Source organism: Pedobacter roseus (assembly GCF_014395225.1).
Taxonomy (GTDB): Bacteria; Bacteroidota; Bacteroidia; order Sphingobacteriales; family Sphingobacteriaceae; genus Pedobacter; species Pedobacter roseus.
Genome location: NZ_CP060723.1, coordinates 3421900 through 3437201 on the forward strand (window position 1 = coordinate 3421900; position 15302 = coordinate 3437201).

Consider the following 15302-nt stretch of genomic DNA (forward strand, 5'->3'; position numbering starts at 1 on the left):
CAGAAAGGCTAAGCAAAACCTATCGTTTCAGTCATTATATTTTTTGTCATGCTGAGGTACGAAGCATCTACAACCTACGAAACAGATGCTTCGTACCTCAGCATGACAGCATATTCAGGATTGCTGCAAATAAAAAGAATTTCCATTTCCATCAGGTTTAGCAACGCAATACAGTAAACTAAACAGCGTTTGAATAGCGTAACGAAAAATGTATATTTGTTAATAACGATAAAGATATGTTAGCTACAGTTAAAGGATATTACGAAAAAGGAAAAATAACGCTCAAAGAAAAAGCGCCTGTACATACAAAAACGGAAGTTATTGTTACTTTTTTAACAGAAGATAAACCGGTTCTTGATAAAAGAATTCCAGGTGCACTTAAAGGCAAGATATCAATTCCAGATGATTTTAACGATCCTTTAGATGATTTAAAAGAGTATATGTAATGGCATCTAATCACTACCTTTTAGATACACACTGGTTAATATGGTTTCAGGAAAATAATCCAAAAATCCCTAAAAAAGTATTAGATATTCTTCAAAATGTAGAAAATATAATCTATTTCAGTCAAATCAGTTTATTTGAAATATCAATTAAGCAGGCTCTTGGTAAACTCCCCAATTTTAGTGTAACTGCTGAAGATATTTACAATCAAGCATTATTAGATGGCTTTACTTTCTTAAACATAGAAAATTCTGCAATTTTTAATTACAATAAAATTCCATTGTTGAATGAACACAGAGATCCATTCGACCGCTTACTAATCTCTTCTGCGATACAACAAGAAGCAACGCTCCTATCTGCTGATGAAAAATTCAAACTTTATGCAAATATTTTAAAATTGCTTTGGCAATAACCCTTTATAATCATGAAAATCCTCTATATCCTTCCCTTAGCCATGATGCTAAGCTGCTGCTCATCAGTAAAAAATCAAACTGGAGCTACCGATACCGGCAAATTAGATACTCAGTTATTAAAAGATGTAGAAGTACTATCATCAGATGCTTACCAGGGCCGGAAAACGGGCACAAAAGGAGCAGAAATGGCCAGGGCTTATATTATTGAACGTTTTCAAAAACTAGGCTTAAAATCATATCCTCAACATGTAAACTATGCTCAGGAATTCACTTTTAACGGTAGAAGTGGTGCAAAAGTAAACGGAACCAACATTATTGGATACATTCCCGGTAAAAGTACCAATGCTGTTGTGGTATCAGCGCATTACGATCATTTAGGCGTGGTAAAAGATGAAGTTTTTAATGGTGCCGACGATAATGCATCAGGAACTGCAGGTTTGTTGAAAATTGCGGCATACTTTGCGAAGAACAAGCCAAATAACACTATCATTTTCGCCTCTTTTGATGCAGAGGAAATGGGTTTACAAGGCGCAAAAGCATTTGTAGGTAATCCACCTGTGAACATCAATACCATTGCAATCGACCTCAATATGGATATGATCAGCCACAGTGATAAGGGTGAGTTATATGTATGCGGAACATTCAAATATCCTGATTTAAAAAAATTCGTAGATACTGCAAAAACCAATATCAAAGTACTTTTCGGTCACGACGACCCAAAGCAAGGTCATGACGATTGGACCAACCAAAGTGATCAAGGTGCATTTAATGCTAAAAATATCCCCTTTTTATATTTTGGTGTTGAAGACCACAAAGATTATCACAAAGCAACCGACGAATATTCGACCATTACCAAATTATTTTTCAGCAATGCGGCAAGCGCTGTATTAGATGTGGTTAAAAACATCGATAAACAAACAGGCTTACAGCTGTTACTAAAAGATAAAATGAGGATGATGGACAATCCAAGAAAATCAGAAAGATTCTAAAAAATTATGAAATAAATTGAACCCTGCTCTATCCGGCAGGTTTTTTTATGCATTCTATTTTTAAAAATAAAAAATATAACACTGATTATCAATTAATTAAAAATAAAACTATAAAAATAGTTTGCAAACTATTTTTATAGTAGTAACTTCATATATCCGAACTACAAAAATAGTTACTATGATAAAAGAACTCACAAAAGCAGAAGAACAGGTGATGCTCATCCTTTGGGAAATGGGCGAAGCCCTGGTAAAAGACGTTATTGAAAAAATGAATGAACCCAAACCCGCTTACAATACGGTTTCTACGGTAATCAGGGTTTTGGAGGGAAAAGGTTTTGTTGATCATAAAGCCATTGGCAATACGCACATCTACTTCCCTATCATCAAAGAAACTGATTATAAACGTTTTGCCTTCGACAAGGTAATGAACAATTACTTTGAAAACTCTTATGAGAGCCTGGTTTCCTTTCTGGTCAAAGAAAAAAGTATGAGTACCGAAGAGCTCAACGAAATTATTCAATTGGCAGAAAAACTTAAAAAAGACAAGTGATGAGCTGGCTATATTATTTACTCGAAGCAAATCTATACCTTATCCTGTTTTATGGATTTTATAGATTATTTCTCCACAGGGAAACCTTTTACGAATTAAACAGATACTACCTGATTTTCAGTTCGATACTGGCTTTCTTGCTTCCATTTTTTCAATTGGGGTTTTTAAAGGAACCATTCACCGCGCAGATTACAATAGAACCAACCATGGTAATTAATCAGGTTGTGGCTACAGGTAATTTGCCTCCAGATAATTATCAGCCTAGTATTTTAAACATTAACAATGCTATCATAGCAATTTACATTTTAGTTACCGTTGCTTTCCTGTTTAAAATGGTTTTCAGTTTATCTAAAATTATTAAAATGCTTAAACTGCCATCAATTGTACTCGAAAATGGCGTAAAAATGATCGATTTGAAGGATTCTAAAATTGCTTTTTCATTTTTCAATATGCTTTTCATTGATCCCCAATTACCAGAGAAGAGCACCATTTTGAAGCACGAACTGGTTCATATTAAACAAAAACATAGTTTGGATGTACTTTTATTCGAAATGATTCAGATTATTAATTGGTTCAATCCTATTTCCTATCTAATTAAAAAGGATATTAAATTGATCCACGAATACCTGGCCGACGAAGAAACTACTAAAAACGATATTGAAAAGTATCATTACGCAATGTTTCTTATCCAAAATTCAACAGGCATAAAAAATTTAACCCTCACTAATCAAATATTTAGTTCATCCATATTAAAAAAACGAATTAGTATGCTCAATCAAAAAAAATCAGCACGCTGGGCAAGGCTCAAACTGCTATTGGTATTGCCAATAACTGTAGGGATACTATGTATTTCTACTATAGCATTTACGAAAGATTACGGATTTGTAGAGCTTGGCTCTTCATTTAGTAAGCAATCTGTAAAACTGGATACCATTATGAAAGTCGATAAAAATAAATTACCAGCGCCGCTTGCAATAGAAGCAAGACCAACTGTTAAACAGAAAAAATCTTCTTATAAAGTTAATCAAATTAAATTTCCACCACCTATTGTAAAACCTGATGAGCAAACATTTTTTTATCCAAGAACACAGTATAATGGAAAAACGAATGAAATAATAAAACTCGAAAAAAGATATATAATAATTAATGGACAGCCCGTAGATGATAACAGTACCTTTTATGGCGTACGTAATACAAAGTCGGTAAATTACCTTAGCCAGTTAGAGGCAATTAAGAAATATGGGAAAGAAAAGGGTAAAAATGGAGCAATTGAAATTACCGGCGATAATATACAGTATGCACCTAAAATATCTCCTCCACCTCCCCTAAAAACGGATAATAATAAACTTAAAAAAGTGGTTCTTTTAGCGCCACCGCCACCAATTAAAAATAAAGACGCCAATAATGATGTCTACCATATCGATGTAGATTTAGATCGGACAAAAGGTGACAAACTAATCGCTCCTGAATCGGAACAGGGCAAAAAAACGGTTTCAATTTATAGCGACCGAGGAGAGAAAGTTTACATTTCATCTGACTATAAAAATGATTGGGACGGAAAGTTAAATGCCTTTACTAAAAAAAAACTCGATGCAAGCAATTATTATAATTATGAACTCACCATATTGCAGCCTAAAGGCAAAAAAACAAAAGTTATAAGAGGAACAATCACTTTAAAATAATTACTGAGGCACGTAAACAACATACTTGGTCTCAAAGAAATCTTCCTCAAAATAAGCTGAAAGCGGATATAATTCTGCTTTCAGTTTTGATTCCTTAATCTCATCAGCCAAATCGCCACCTTTTAGATATAAAATCCCATTTGGAATGGCATTTAATGAATCTTTTTTAAATTTTCCCTGTATCCATGGATAAAACTCGCCCAAACGGGTAACTGCCCGCGAAACCACGAAATTAAATTTTTCTTTAACCTGTTCTGCCCTTAAATGATCGGCTTTTAAATTATCCAGTCCAAGTGCCGAAGCCACTTCTTTTACCACTTTAATTTTTTTCCCGATAGAATCTACCAGATAGAATTGCGTTTCAGGAAATAAAATTGCCAGCGGAATACCTGGAAAACCGCCACCGGTTCCCACATCTAAAACCGATTCGCCGGCTTTAAACGTACAAACCTTCGCTATCCCTAACGAATGCAGTACATGGCGTTCATATAATTCTTCAATATCTTTTCTCGAAATTACATTGATCTGTGCATTCCAAAAGCTATATAACTCAAACAGTTGCGAAAACTGGGCAATCTGTTTTTCACTTAAGTCAGGAAAATATTTTAAAATGATATCGGGCTTTACATCAAGCATATTGTAATTTCTAAAGGATTATTGAATTATTTCCAGTTTACTTTTTTCTTACCAAATAGGGCTAAAAATCCGTTCAGCATTAAAAATACAAACAAAAGTATATCTAAAATCGGGAACCACCAACGCAAATCGCCATAGTTTAATCGTTTCAGCAATTTTGGATAGATAAAACACCTGATGATAATGCTTAGTGCCAGTATTCCCAGGGCTACATATTGTGCCTCGCGACTAAAAAACATACATGCGGCAAAAAAGCCATAAAACAAAAACTGAAACACAATCTGAAGACTCAAAATAAACTTATGTTTTGATTTATACAGTTTACCTGCTCCGAAATGGCGCTTTTTCTGCCTCAAATAACCCCTCCAGGTTTTATTTGGTTCGCTCCAAACATGACTATCACGATGTAAACGAATTTCGGTATTGTATTTAGTAGCATGTGCATTTACAAATAAATCATCGTCACCAGATGGGATATGCATGTGCGCTGCGAAGCCTTTATTTTTAAAAAAAAGTGTTTTTTTGTAAGCCATATTACGTCCAACACCCATATATGGCATTCCTTTTAAGGCGAAAGAAAGGTAATTTACTGCGGTAAAAAAGGTTTCAAACCTGATCAGTGCATTTAAAAGACTTCTTTTTTTCATATAAGGAGAATAACCCAATACAATTTCAGTATTTTCATCAGCCGGCTGCTGCATATCCATCAGCCAATGTTCAGATGCAGGCATACAATCGGCGTCGGTAAAAACCAACCAATCGTATTTAGCAGCCTTTATACCCATGGTTACAGCAAATTTTTTCCCCGCAATAAACTTATCATTATCTAAAATCTTTACAACTTTGAGGTTGTAATATTTCTTCTCCAGTTGTTCTAAAAACTCCTCTGTACCATCCCAGGAGCGATCATTAACCACAACTACTTCAAATTCAGGGTAGTTTTGACTAAATAATGAAGGAAGATATTGCTCTAGATTTACAATTTCATTCCGGGCACATACAATAACACTTATTGGTTTACGTGCCGATACTGGTACCTCTTCAATCCCAACCCTGGCCAGTTTTAAATGAACAAAAAGGACATAATAGAGCTGAACCAAAAGGCAAAAAGCCAATATCGAGAGCAGGATAATTTCAAGCGGGGTTAATATCACGATGGTAAAATAAATAGGCGCAAATTTCTCATTTTTAATCTGTAAAACACTTTTATGTGGATAAAAAATTAAACAAAATAATGCCCTCAATTTTTGCTATTTTTGGCAGATTTTTGACGAGAAAAAACACATTATGAAATTTAGTTTACAGGCTAACGATCCACTATCAAAAGCCAGGGCCGGGACGGTAACAACAGCCCATGGCGAAATACAAACCCCTATTTTTATGCCTGTGGGCACTGCCGGAACGGTAAAAGCCGTACATCAGCGCGAACTTAAAGATGATATCGACGCAAAAATCATTCTGGGTAACACTTACCACCTTTATTTAAGACCAGGTTTAGAAACCCTGGAACAAGCAGGTGGATTACATAAATTTATTGGCTGGGACCGTCCAATTTTAACAGATAGTGGTGGTTACCAGGTGTATTCTTTAAGTAAAGTTCGTAAAATTAAGGAAGAAGGCGTTACTTTCCACTCACACATTGATGGCTCAAAACACCTTTTCACACCTGAATATGCAATGGATATCCAGCGCACCATAGGTGCTGATATCATTATGGCCTTTGATGAATGTACACCTTACCCCTGCGACTATACTTATGCGGCGCAATCGATAAAAATGACGCACCGTTGGTTAAAACGCTGCTGTGAACGTTTTGATACGACAGAACCTAAATATGGTTTCGACCAAACGTTATTCCCTATTGTTCAGGGTTCGGTGTATAAAGATCTGCGTATTAAATCTGCAGAATTTATTGCCAGCATGGGCCGCGAAGGCAATGCCATAGGCGGACTATCGGTTGGTGAGCCCGCAGAAGAGATGTACGCGATGACAGAAGTGGTATGCGATATATTACCAGTAGAAAAACCGCGTTATTTAATGGGTGTAGGTACGCCGATCAATATTTTAGAAAACATTGCATTAGGTGTTGATATGTTTGATTGTGTAATGCCAACAAGAAATGCAAGAAACGGGATGCTTTTTACCAGAAACGGGATTATTAACATCAGAAACAAGAAATGGGAGAACGATTTTTCTCCATTGGATGCAGAAAGCGACTTACATGCTGATCAGGTAACCAGTAAAGCATATTTAAGGCATTTGGTGCACAGCAAGGAGATGCTTGGCGCACAAATTGCTACCTTACATAACCTACATTTCTATCTTTGGCTGGTAAAACAGGCCAGAGAAAAGATTATTGCTGGTGAATTTTACGAGTGGAAAAACAAAATGGTTAAAATATTAGGCAATAAGCTATAAAATGAGTCTGTTAAAAGGAAGGATAAAAATCATCGATCAGTACATTATCGGTAAATACCTGGGTACATTTATATATACCCTGGCCATTTTCGTAATCATTATTGTGGTGTTCGACCTATCTGAAAAGATGGATGATTTTATGAAAAGCGGACTGAGTTTTTGGGGAATCCTCTCTAAATATTATGCCGGTTCTATTCCTTTTTACGTGAACATGCTTTCGCCACTGATCAATTTCATTGCGGTAATTTTCTTTACGGCGAAGATGGCCGATCAAACAGAAATTGTTCCGATTTTAAGTGGAGGCGTAAGTTTTAACCGCTTTTTATTTCCTTACCTGGTATCGGCTACCATCATTTTCTCCGCTAACCTGGTATCTAATTTATATATCCTTCCTTATACCAATACCCTAAAAAACAGTTTCGAAAATACCTACGTAAAACGTAACGACCCTTCCACAAAGTCGAATATCCACATGAAACTGGATGACAAAACTTACATCTACATTGATAATTTCGACAACAAAACGAATTCGGGGTACCGCTTTTCTCTTGACAATTTTAACGGTGATATTTTGACTAAAAAAATCGTTGCCGAGAATATTAAATGGGATTCGCTTAAGCGTAAATGGCAACTAACTAATTACTCGATCCGTAAGATTGATGGGCTCAAAGAAACGATGATTTACGGTAACGGGAAACTAAAAGATACTATTCTGGATATGCGTCCGGATGATTTTTCTGCCTACGATAATATAGTACAAAATTTAACCACAAAGGAATTAACGGAGAAAATCAGAAAAGAAAAAATCCGTGGAACAGGTGTAATGAACGATCTTCAGTTTGAAAAATATAAACGCTACCTGCACCCACTTTCGGCCTTCGTATTAACGCTTATCGGTGTGGCATTGTCATCACGTAAAGTTCGCGGAGGTGTCGGCGTATCATTAGGTATCGGAATCTTTATTAGCTTCGCTTATATCGTGTTTAATCAGTTTACACAGATGTTCTCTACAAAAGGTGGATTACCTCCGTTTGCAGCTGTTATTATGCCTACGCTCTTCTTTGGGCTGCTAGGATTTTATCTATTGAGGAAAGCACCAAAATAGCAATGGAAGCTACCAAAAAGAATCTGCTCATTCTTCATCTTACGGTATTTGTTTGGGGCTTTACAGGCGTGCTTGGAAAAGTAATTTCGATCGATGCCGTGCCCATGGTTTGGTACCGGGTATTGATTGCATCTACAACTCTTTTCGCCTGGTTCCTCATCACTAAAAAGAATATTAAGGTTACGAAAAAACAGTTTTTGCAATTCTTTTTAACAGGCGGAATTGTCGCCATCCATTGGATATTTTTCTTTCATGCCATCAAAGTCTCTACCGTTTCGGTTACCTTGGTATGCCTTTCTTCTTTCACTTTATTCACTGCGATTTTAGAGCCGTTGATTAAAAAACAGCCTATACAAATGGGCGATATCCTGATCGGTTTATTGATTATTTTAGGCATCTATATGATCTTTAAATTCGAAGGTCAATATACTTTGGGGATAATTTTCGGATTGCTGGCAGCAGTGGCATCAAGTCTTTTCTCTACCATCAATTCAACGTTAGTGCAAAAAAGTGAGCCTTCGATTATTGGTTTTTACGAGCTGGTGGGTGCGCTTTTCTGGATCACCATATACCGCTTATATGATGGAACTTTGCTACACACACACTTTAATCTGAGTGCAAAAAACTGGTTCTATTTGGCGCTTCTGGGCACGCTTTGTACATCGGTTGCTTATGTTGCAGGCGTTGCTGTTATGCGAACGTTATCTGCTTTCAGGGTAGCTTTAATTACAAACCTGGAACCTGTTTACGGCATTGTATTGGCCTTCATTTTTTTTCAGAATAAAGAACAGATGACAGGTGGTTTTTATATCGGAGCAACGATTATTTTAGGCTCGATATTCTTATATCCGATCTACAAAAAGAGAAAGAATAAGCTGTAGAATCCAATTAGTAACTACACAACAATAATACTACAACTTCCATCAAAACGGGGCCTCATCTCGGCCGGAACAACGGTGAAGTGGAGAAACCCATCCAGGCTAATTTTGCTTCATCAAGCATTCAGAAACTCAACGAATCTGTACCCTTTACCACCAACAGCCATTATAAAAATGGGGCGTCATATCGACCGGATCAACGCGAAGTGAAGAGATCTCTTTAGACTAATTTTGCTTCATCAAACATTTACAAATTCAAAGAATCTGTAATACACTATCACTAACAACCTGGTAAAAACGGAGCGTCACCTCGAGCGTAGCGTAGCGAAATGAAGCGATCTATCCAGGCAGATTTTTCTTCGCAGAGCCTTCGGGTTCCCGACTACGTTACACCCGATAGCTATCGGGTCCGCTCGAAATGACGACAACTCTAATTAAACAAAGTAAAAAACATCAATACAAGCCCATATAGATTGATTATTTTTTCATTAATCCATCAAACGCAGATTGGGATTTATTTTAAAAAAAATGAGGCTAAATGAGGCAAAAGAGAAGCACCTTGTAATGATAAACAAGTGCCTTAAGCCAAACCGGTAACAACACTTTATTAATGGATAAAAAATCAAAATAAAACTACATCCCAACACCTGTAAAAACAGCAGAATTTAAAAACCTAAAAACAACATCAAAACCAACAGATAAATGGAATAAAATCATAACAAAAATCCATGTGATTAATCAACAAAAACAACAAATACTTTAAATAAAAATCAAATCAAAAAAAACACTATTTAAGAATAAAAAAAGCTCAGAATAAGGTTTATAAAACAGCATAAAAAATATTTACAAAAAGTAGATAAAACGTACCACATGAAGCATGTAAAAAAACCAAATAATTAAGGTTAAATTTTTACAAAAATGCTTTAAAAATTACTAGCTATACCAATATAAAATCGGAATATAAACCAGCTAAAATCCAGTTTACATTTTCAGATAAAAAGAGATTACTATCATAGTAGCATGAAAACCAGATAACCATAATTAACACAAACTGGCGAATGTTAATACCTTCAATCAGCTTATCAGCAACTTATATAACTACCCATTTTCAACTGAAAAATTTAGATTTTGCAGACATGATAATTATAAAAAAAGTCGAAAAACCAAGCTAATTATTTACTCAAGTTTAGGCTAAATAGCTTAAAAAGCAGTAAAATTTGACCAATTCGCTTGTTTAAAAAAACAATAGCAAAACGAATTAAAAACCGCCTTTAAACGACAATAGAAGCTATTTTTAGCTTAAAAACAAATTCTTCAAAAAAAGATTTCCAAAAGCTGTTTACCCGAGAATATCGCAAGGAAATCGCATTATCCAGTCAAAAAACTGGAGATTTAAGCCCTAAAAACATTAAAAAAACATACAAATCTCACCACCTGAAGTAAATTCAGAAGTGAATTTTAATGCTAAAACCTTGGTTTAAATCATAAAAAACTGAGTTTTTAAACGCTAAATGATAACATCAGAAACCATCTGGATTTGGAAATCACAAATTTTGAAAGTTAAATCCAGGCCTCATGATGAAAAAACCAGCCTGAATTAAGCGATTAAAAGTAAAGACAATTTGTCATAAAAATATCATCACCTCAATAAAACAGAATTTTAAATCTGCATCAATTTAGAAATTCGGCAGTATAAATTTACAGCGTTAAGGGCTTTAAAAATCAAATTTCAAACTGTTAAAAAATCCATTTTACAGCATAAGTTTTTCACTATGCAATTAAATATTCCGGATAATCCCCAACTCCTATAATTCATAAGGAAGAACGCTTAAATCCGCTAGCCTCAGGCTCAACTTCAAGGACTGAGACCTCATTCAAAAATTCATGTTAGAATTTAAAAAGCCGCAAAAATTTTCAGGGAAAATCGATTAATAAGTGTAAATTAAATCAATAAAGCTGAGTCAATAAAAAATATAACAAAGTGCTTAAACCAGACGTAAAATCAGGTTAAAAATTATAATAAAACAAACAATTAATGAATTTACATAAATTACATTAATATTTAAAAATCAGTTATTTAAGTTATTTAATATAAATTAAAAATTCACTTTTTAGAATACCTACAAAATTTAAAAAACTAAATATTTTAGCAAAGATTTTAGATGAATTTAAAACAAGCAAACAAAAAACTAATTATCAAGTACTTAAGTGCGATTACCTTAAGTTTTGTTTCACCATCGGTTTTTGGGCAAATTTTCAGCACTGCACAAAACCCACTTAGTGTAAAATGGAACTACATTTCATCAGGAGGCTTTAAAATCATCTATCCTGTAGAACTGGAGAAAGAAGCCCAAAGAATGGCCAATACCCTACCCTTCATCTACACCAAAATTGGGTTGGGTTTAAGGCAACAAAAAACTTCCATCCCACTCCTCTTACAGAACCGCGGAACGGTAGCAAACGGCTTTGTTCAGCTAGGGCCGAAGAAGTCGGAATTCTATGCCACACCACCCCAATTTTTCGACAGTCAGGATTGGCTGAATAACCTCGCTGTACATGAGCTCAGGCACATCGCACAGTTTGACAAATTGACAGGAACACAGGCTCACCCTTTTCCGGAGCTGGTTTACTTTGCCTACTTTGGGGCAGGTATACCTACATGGTTTTTCGAAGGTGATGCGGTGGTTAACGAAACGGCGCTAACCTATTCGGGCAGGGGTCGGCAGCCGAATTGGATTATGCCTTACCGGGCCTCAATTCTGGAAGGCAAAAAATTCACCTACAGCAAAGCCTATTTTGGCTCGAACAAAGATGTAACACCAGGCTACTACCAAACCGGATATTTGATGGTGGCAGACATGAAGGAAAAATATGGTCAGTTCATTTCCGACAGTTTACTTGGCGACATCAGAAAAAGACCAGTGAGACCTTACCCCTTTTCGAAAAGTTTAAAAAAATACACCGGAGAAAATACGCGACAATATTTTCTAGCCACCCAAAATAAGCTTGCCGAAAAATGGAAAATACAGGAAGAAAAATCTGCTTCAGAAAACTATGAAAGTTTAAATAAAAAAACCTCATTGGCCACGAATTATTTCTTACCAGTCAGAATCAATCAAAACCAGATTTTAGCACTCAAAGAAAGCAAGACTGATGCCCGTTATTTTGTGATCATTAACGAAGATAAATCGGAGCAAAAATTATTCGGAATCGGCTATCAGGAACAGCCCTGGTTCAGCTTAAAAAACGACCTGCTGGTTTGGGATGAAATCCGTTACGATCCGAGGTACAAACAGAGAAGTTACAGCGTAATTTGCTCTTACAATTTAAAGACAAAAAAATTCAATAAACTAAGCAGCAAAAGCAGGCTCTTCTCCCCTAGTCTTTCTGAGGATGGAAAGAAAATTATTGCAGCCAAAGTTGAACTCAACAACCAGTTCAACCTGGTAGAGATCGATGCTGCTTCAGGGAAAATTTTAAAGGCCTATCCAAATCCGGAAAATGAAATCCTGCAAACACCAGCCTTCGATAAAACCGGAAACAAAATTGCTTATATCGGTGTAACGGAAAAAGGAAAAAGTTTATGGTTGATTGACGGAGAAAAAAAATCAGCATTGATTTCAAACAGCAGACAACAACTCAGTCGCCCGGTTTTTATTAATGATAAAATTATTTTCAATGCACACTTTAATGGCATCGATAATATTTACGGGATTGATCCTGCTTCAAAAAAAATCACCGCACTCAGCGCATCTAAGTACGGCGCCTTTAATCCTACCGAAACCAGTGATGGAAAAATCATTTTTAGTGATTATAAAATCAACGGTTACGAAATTGCCGAAACCAACATCACCGAAAAACCTGTTGGAGAAAATAACTTTGTTGATTTTTCGGCCGCAGCAGAAAAGCAGGAAAACGTTGGGAATGTTTTCGACAAAATACCGGATAGCACTTACCAATCTAAACGTTACCATCAGGCTTTAAATCTTTTCAGCATCCACAGCATTATTCCGGTAATTGATAATGAATATGTTTTTGGTCTGGAGTTGCAATCAAACAACCTGCTTAACACGATGGACTTTTACTCGGGTGCAAAATACCACCGCGATTTAAAGCGTTTCGAGTACACCGCAGACATCAGCTATAAGGCGCTCTATCCCGTATTTAGTGTGTTGTACCGCAACCGTCCGAAAAGAACGTTCTACAGGGCTAAAAATGTGATACAGCAAGGCGACTGGCGGGAGAACTATATCAAGCTTAATGCATCGCTTCCGTTATCGTTTAATACCCGCAATGAGAACTATGCTTTTACGCTAAATGCGGCAACGAGTTTTACGCAAAGGTACATGCCCGAAAACATGCCAACCAATTTTATCCGCGAACTCAAATTCCCGATGGAGTATAATTTCACTTTCAACCACAGTGTGCGTACAACCGAAAGAGACATTGCACCAAAGTGGGCGCAGGTGTTCAGGGTAAGTTACGATCACCAGCCATTCGACAAAAATTTAGGAGGAGAAATTTTGGCGCTCGAAAGTTTTCTTTACTTTCCAGGGCTTGCTAAAAATCATTCCTTTCTGGCAAGCTTTAATTACCAAAAAGCAAGCGGGGTAAACCAGTATGCAACAGAGATTGCAACCGTGTATGGGTACAACAACATCTTAGCAAAAAGCAAACTGCAGAATAGCTTACTTTTTAACTACCGCTTTCCATTTGCCTTTCCCGATTGGGAGTTGGGTCCGCTGGCTTATGTAAGAAATTTTAGGGCAGGCTTATTTTGCCACTATGAGAACATTGGCAAGGGCACAACCTTTAACGATCCAAAAACTTATGGCGTAGAATTGAACACGAGCGTAAACCTTTTGCGCTATCAACCTGTTGTAGATTTAGGGGCGAGATTGGTTTTTGTCAACCAGATTTACAATCAAAATCCGATATTAGAGTTTTCATTTAATTATAGCTTTTAAAACCATGAGCGCAAAAACAATTTCGATTATTATTTTGACCGCATTGCTGACAGCCTTTTTATTTCTAAATAGTGATGAGGTGCCATTTAACTTTATAGTTGCAAACGACGTTCAGGTGTCCAAGCTGATAGTTATTGGTGTTTGTATCATCGTAGGTTTTATCATCGGCTTCGTGGTAGGCCGTCCGAGGAAAACAGTAAGCAGTTACGATGATGAGATCGAAAGGAATCAACCAACGACAGAAAAGAAAAATACTTTAAGCGACGAGGATCGAGAGTACATTAGCTAAAGCCAGGATTAGTAGGATTATTGGATTTTAGGATCCTGGTGCTTCAGCGCTTCCGGATTATGATGTTTCATTATTATTGGATTTCAAAATTTTATAGTTTAACTTAGTTATAAATAACATCCCTATTTCTTATAGTAAATTTTAATTTATTAATATGAAATACGGAGATTTAACCGGGCGAATTATTGGCTGTGCAATGAGAGTCCATTCTTATTTAGGTTCGGGTTTTCAGGAAAAGATCTATCAAAGGGCTTTGGGTATTGAAATGGGAATTGACAAATTAACCTATAAGGAAGAAATGACAATGACCATTTTTTATCGGGATATAAAAATCGGTTTTAGAAGAGTAGATTTTTTTGTCGAAAACGAAATCATGGTCGAATTAAAAGCTGTATCCGAACTAAATGATGCCCACCTCGCACAAGCCATCAATTACCTCGAAGCTTATAAACTACCGGTAGGATTATTGATTAATTTTGGAAGTCGGAGCTTGACTTTCAAGAGAGTTTACAATACAAAGCACCCGGATAACAAGAGCTAGGATTGGTATGATTTAAGGATGATAAGATCAAATGTTTTAAAAGGCAATATTATGAACCCTGATCTTGAAATCCTATCATCTTAAAAATCCTGGCTAAGCGCAGTCATGATTTCGCCGTACAATAGTCCACTACCCCCACCATAATGCTGAATAATTTTTAAGTCTGGTTTAAGCCCGGTCAGTTTTGCCCTTAGCACTTCCTCACATGCTGCATCAATGCCGTTTCCCAGCAATACCAAATCAATTTCCTGATTTTGGCAAATCTCAATAGCTTCATCATCCGTGCATACACAGATTCCTTTCCATTCTGGTCTGGCATTTAACAGGCGGTTCATTACAACGGTAATTTCAGTATCCCTGCCGATATAAAGTATGTTGGTTTGCATAATT

General features: G+C 36.2%; 15 protein-coding genes. 12 read left to right on the forward strand and 3 right to left on the reverse strand.

From position 1 onward, the window contains the following. The first annotated feature begins 48 nt into the window (after positions 1-48). The 6 genes from H9L23_RS26885 (at position 49) to H9L23_RS14205 (ending at position 4078) form a co-directional block, all read left to right on the forward strand. Positions 49-177 (forward strand): hypothetical protein, encoded by a 129-nt coding sequence (locus tag H9L23_RS26885; protein WP_262892368.1) that lies wholly within the window; start codon positions 49-51, stop codon positions 175-177. A 59-nt stretch (positions 178-236) separates the two neighbouring features. After that, positions 237-446, forward strand: a complete 210-nt coding sequence (locus H9L23_RS14185; RefSeq protein ID WP_187591035.1) for a DUF2281 domain-containing protein — start codon at positions 237-239, stop codon at positions 444-446. Beyond that, complete coding sequence (locus tag H9L23_RS14190) at positions 446-856, forward strand: type II toxin-antitoxin system VapC family toxin (protein ID WP_187591036.1); 411 nt, start codon at positions 446-448, stop codon at positions 854-856. Before H9L23_RS14185 ends, H9L23_RS14190 begins: the two co-directional genes overlap by 1 nt. Positions 857-868: 12 nt before the next feature. Beyond that, the gene (locus H9L23_RS14195; RefSeq protein WP_187591037.1) at positions 869-1846 is read left to right on the forward strand and encodes a M28 family peptidase; all 978 of its coding nucleotides are present in this window, start codon (positions 869-871) and stop codon (positions 1844-1846) included. A gap of 178 nt (positions 1847-2024) precedes the next feature. Then, entirely contained in the window at positions 2025-2396 is a 372-nt protein-coding gene (locus H9L23_RS14200; protein ID WP_187591038.1) for a BlaI/MecI/CopY family transcriptional regulator, read from the forward strand. A gap of 404 nt (positions 2397-2800) precedes the next feature. Beyond that, complete coding sequence (locus H9L23_RS14205; protein WP_187591039.1) at positions 2801-4078, forward strand: M56 family metallopeptidase; 1278 nt, start codon at positions 2801-2803, stop codon at positions 4076-4078. Here the strand turns inward: H9L23_RS14205 and rsmG are convergent, their stop codons facing one another. Then, positions 4079-4714: a 16S rRNA (guanine(527)-N(7))-methyltransferase RsmG gene (gene rsmG / locus H9L23_RS14210; RefSeq protein WP_025143895.1), complete on the reverse strand. Its 636-nt coding sequence runs from the start codon at positions 4712-4714 to the stop codon at positions 4079-4081. It lies immediately after the preceding gene. 26 nt (positions 4715-4740) lie between these two features. Continuing rightward, positions 4741-5958 carry a glycosyltransferase gene (locus H9L23_RS14215; protein WP_317175260.1) on the reverse strand — a complete coding sequence of 406 codons (1218 nt, stop codon included), beginning with the start codon at positions 5956-5958 and terminating at the stop codon, positions 4741-4743. Between the two features lie 43 nt (positions 5959-6001). Between H9L23_RS14215 and tgt the strand changes: the two genes are divergently transcribed. The 6 genes from tgt (at position 6002) to H9L23_RS14245 (ending at position 14912) form a co-directional block, all read left to right on the forward strand. Further along, on the forward strand, positions 6002-7132 hold the full coding sequence (tgt, locus tag H9L23_RS14220) for a tRNA guanosine(34) transglycosylase Tgt (RefSeq protein ID WP_025143893.1): 1131 nt from the start codon (positions 6002-6004) through the stop codon (positions 7130-7132). Position 7133: 1 nt separating this feature from the next. Beyond that, positions 7134-8237: an LptF/LptG family permease gene (locus tag H9L23_RS14225; RefSeq protein ID WP_025143892.1), complete on the forward strand. Its 1104-nt coding sequence runs from the start codon at positions 7134-7136 to the stop codon at positions 8235-8237. 2 nt (positions 8238-8239) lie between these two features. Then, positions 8240-9118 (forward strand): DMT family transporter, encoded by an 879-nt coding sequence (locus H9L23_RS14230; RefSeq protein WP_187591040.1) that lies wholly within the window; start codon positions 8240-8242, stop codon positions 9116-9118. 2159 nt (positions 9119-11277) lie between these two features. Next, positions 11278-14082 (forward strand): hypothetical protein, encoded by a 2805-nt coding sequence (locus H9L23_RS14235; RefSeq protein ID WP_187591041.1) that lies wholly within the window; start codon positions 11278-11280, stop codon positions 14080-14082. A gap of 4 nt (positions 14083-14086) precedes the next feature. Next, complete coding sequence (locus H9L23_RS14240; protein ID WP_187591042.1) at positions 14087-14371, forward strand: LapA family protein; 285 nt, start codon at positions 14087-14089, stop codon at positions 14369-14371. A gap of 154 nt (positions 14372-14525) precedes the next feature. Continuing rightward, positions 14526-14912, forward strand: coding sequence for a GxxExxY protein (locus tag H9L23_RS14245; RefSeq protein WP_187591043.1), 387 nt, complete (start codon positions 14526-14528; stop codon positions 14910-14912). Positions 14913-14992: 80 nt separating this feature from the next. On the opposite strand, the gene H9L23_RS14250 is transcribed toward H9L23_RS14245, so the two are convergent. Then, positions 14993-15298 (reverse strand): response regulator, encoded by a 306-nt coding sequence (locus H9L23_RS14250; protein ID WP_187591044.1) that lies wholly within the window; start codon positions 15296-15298, stop codon positions 14993-14995. Positions 15299-15302 lie beyond the last annotated feature (4 nt).

What these genes read in the sequence shown, in the direction of transcription:
- rsmG (WP_025143895.1), bottom strand. Translation starts at nt 4,714, where the DNA reads ATGCTTGATGTAAAGCCCGATATCATTTTAAAATATTTTCCTGACTTA.
- H9L23_RS14225 (WP_025143892.1), top strand. Translation starts at nt 7,134, where the DNA reads ATGAGTCTGTTAAAAGGAAGGATAAAAATCATCGATCAGTACATTATC.
- H9L23_RS14195 (WP_187591037.1), top strand. Translation starts at nt 869, where the DNA reads ATGAAAATCCTCTATATCCTTCCCTTAGCCATGATGCTAAGCTGCTGC.
- H9L23_RS14250 (WP_187591044.1), bottom strand. Translation starts at nt 15,298, where the DNA reads ATGCAAACCAACATACTTTATATCGGCAGGGATACTGAAATTACCGTT.
- H9L23_RS14235 (WP_187591041.1), top strand. Translation starts at nt 11,278, where the DNA reads ATGAATTTAAAACAAGCAAACAAAAAACTAATTATCAAGTACTTAAGT.
- H9L23_RS26885 (WP_262892368.1), top strand. Translation starts at nt 49, where the DNA reads ATGCTGAGGTACGAAGCATCTACAACCTACGAAACAGATGCTTCGTAC.
- H9L23_RS14240 (WP_187591042.1), top strand. Translation starts at nt 14,087, where the DNA reads ATGAGCGCAAAAACAATTTCGATTATTATTTTGACCGCATTGCTGACA.
- tgt (WP_025143893.1), top strand. Translation starts at nt 6,002, where the DNA reads ATGAAATTTAGTTTACAGGCTAACGATCCACTATCAAAAGCCAGGGCC.
- H9L23_RS14185 (WP_187591035.1), top strand. Translation starts at nt 237, where the DNA reads ATGTTAGCTACAGTTAAAGGATATTACGAAAAAGGAAAAATAACGCTC.
- H9L23_RS14245 (WP_187591043.1), top strand. Translation starts at nt 14,526, where the DNA reads ATGAAATACGGAGATTTAACCGGGCGAATTATTGGCTGTGCAATGAGA.
- H9L23_RS14190 (WP_187591036.1), top strand. Translation starts at nt 446, where the DNA reads ATGGCATCTAATCACTACCTTTTAGATACACACTGGTTAATATGGTTT.
- H9L23_RS14230 (WP_187591040.1), top strand. Translation starts at nt 8,240, where the DNA reads ATGGAAGCTACCAAAAAGAATCTGCTCATTCTTCATCTTACGGTATTT.
- H9L23_RS14200 (WP_187591038.1), top strand. Translation starts at nt 2,025, where the DNA reads ATGATAAAAGAACTCACAAAAGCAGAAGAACAGGTGATGCTCATCCTT.
- H9L23_RS14205 (WP_187591039.1), top strand. Translation starts at nt 2,801, where the DNA reads ATGATCGATTTGAAGGATTCTAAAATTGCTTTTTCATTTTTCAATATG.